Source organism: Methyloceanibacter sp., from assembly GCF_049590335.1.
In the GTDB taxonomy this organism is placed as follows: domain Bacteria; phylum Pseudomonadota; class Alphaproteobacteria; order Rhizobiales; family Methyloligellaceae; genus Methyloceanibacter.
The window spans coordinates 1-1,882 of the sequence record NZ_JBAWCQ010000163.1; the positions used below are offsets into that span (position 1 = coordinate 1).

At 65.3% G+C, this 1,882-nt stretch carries 2 protein-coding genes; both read left to right on the forward strand.

Annotated features, from left to right (window positions below):
- Positions 1–74: 74 nt before the first annotated feature.
- Entirely contained in the window at positions 75–1,481 is a 1,407-nt protein-coding gene (gene leuC / locus WBQ77_RS12125) for a 3-isopropylmalate dehydratase large subunit (RefSeq protein ID WP_424060448.1), read from the forward strand.
- Positions 1,482–1,521: 40 nt separating this feature from the next.
- On the forward strand, positions 1,522–1,882 hold a 361-nt coding region (locus tag WBQ77_RS12130; RefSeq protein ID WP_424060449.1), incomplete at its 3' end, for a class I SAM-dependent methyltransferase.

A 1,882-nucleotide genomic window follows, 5' to 3' on the forward strand; every position in this document is an offset into this window, starting at 1 on the left:
TTGCCGCAGAGCTGGAATTTGCGGATTCAATCGCTATCTGAAGCGTGAGGATCCGAAAGGTTGAGTTCACGCCCATGACAAAGCCCCGCACGCTCTACGATAAAATCTGGGACGAACATCTGGTCCACGAGGCCCCCGACGGGACCAGCCTCCTATATATCGACCGGCACCTCGTCCATGAGGTCACGAGCCCGCAAGCCTTCGAGGGACTGCGCATGACCGGTCGCGAGGTGCGCGCGCCCGAGAAGACGCTCGCCGTGGTGGACCACAACGTGCCGACCACGGACCGTTCCAAGGGCATCGACGATCCGGATTCGGCGATCCAGGTCGAAGCGCTCGCCCAGAACGCGGAGCATTTCGGCATCGACTATTATCACGAGCTGGACGAGCGCCAGGGCATCGTGCACGTGGTCGGCCCCGAGCAAGGCTTCACCCTGCCCGGCACCACGATCGTGTGCGGCGACAGCCACACCTCGACCCACGGTGCGTTCGGCGCCTTGGCCCATGGCATCGGCACCTCCGAGGTGGAGCATGTGCTCGCCACCCAGACGCTGATCCAGCAAAAGGCCAAGAACATGCTGGTGCGCGTCGACGGCAAGCTGCCCGAGAACGTCACCGCCAAAGACATCATCCTGGCCATCATCGGCGAGATTGGCACGGCCGGCGGCACCGGCCACGTCATCGAGTACGCGGGCGAGGCCATTCTCGACCTGAGCATGGAAGGCCGCATGACCGTCTGTAACATGTCGATCGAGGGCGGCGCCCGCGCCGGTCTGATAGCACCCGATCAGAAGACCTTCGACTACATCATGGGCCGCCCGCGGGCGCCGAAGGGGGCGGCATTCGAAATGGCGAAGGCCCATTGGGAGACCCTTTTCTCCGACGAAGGCGCGCATTTCAACGCGGAGATCGAGCTGAACGCGGCCAACCTGCCGCCCATCGTCACCTGGGGCACGAGCCCTGAACAGGTGGTCTCCGTGGCGGGTAACGTCCCCACGCCGGGAAAGATCGCCGACGCTTCGAAGCGTCAGGCGGCGGTCCGCGCGCTCGACTATATGGGCCTCAAGGGCGGCGAGAAGGTCACCGACATCGCGCTCGACCGCATCTTCATCGGATCGTGCACCAACGGCCGCATCGAGGACCTGCGCGCCGTGGCCAAGGTCGTGGAAGGCCAGCACGTCAACGAGAACCTGAACGCGATGATCGTGCCGGGCTCCGGCCTCGTGAAGCTGCAGGCTGAAGAGGAAGGTCTCGACAAGATCTTCACCGCCGCCGGCTTCGAATGGCGCGAGCCGGGCTGCTCGATGTGCCTGGCCATGAACCCGGACAAGCTGTCACCCGGCGAGCGCTGCGCCTCGACCTCGAACCGTAATTTCGAGGGCCGCCAGGGACGCTTGGGGCGCACCCATCTGGTATCGCCGCAAATGGCCGCGGCGGCTGCCATCGCTGGGCACTTCGTCGACATCCGCAACCTGCACTAGCGCGCCGCTCAGGCATTCCCGCCCTTTTTGGAGACGCGGCATGACATCGCTGGTCCAGAAGAAATTTGGTGAGGCGGCATCCGACTACGCGGCCTGCGCGATCCATGCCGAAGGGCCCTCGCTCGCCCGGCTCACCGAGCTGATTGACCCGGAGCCCACCTGGCGGCAGCTGGACATTGCCACCGGGGCCGGACACACGGCGCTGGCCTTCGCGCCGAACATCGCCAAGTCGACTGCCAGCGACATCACGCCGGAAATGCTGGCCGAGGTGAAGCGGCTCGCCAAGGAGCGGGGCCTGACGAACGTGGTCACCCGGCGCGCGAACGCCCAAGACCTCCCCTTCCCCGATACCAGCTTCCACCTCGTCACCTGCCGGCTGGCGGCGCATCACTTTCCGAAGC

Bases quoted from the DNA above. Each gene is read 5' to 3' on its own strand.
- leuC (WP_424060448.1), top strand. From the start codon at position 75: ATGACAAAGCCCCGCACGCTCTACGATAAAATCTGGGACGAACATCTG.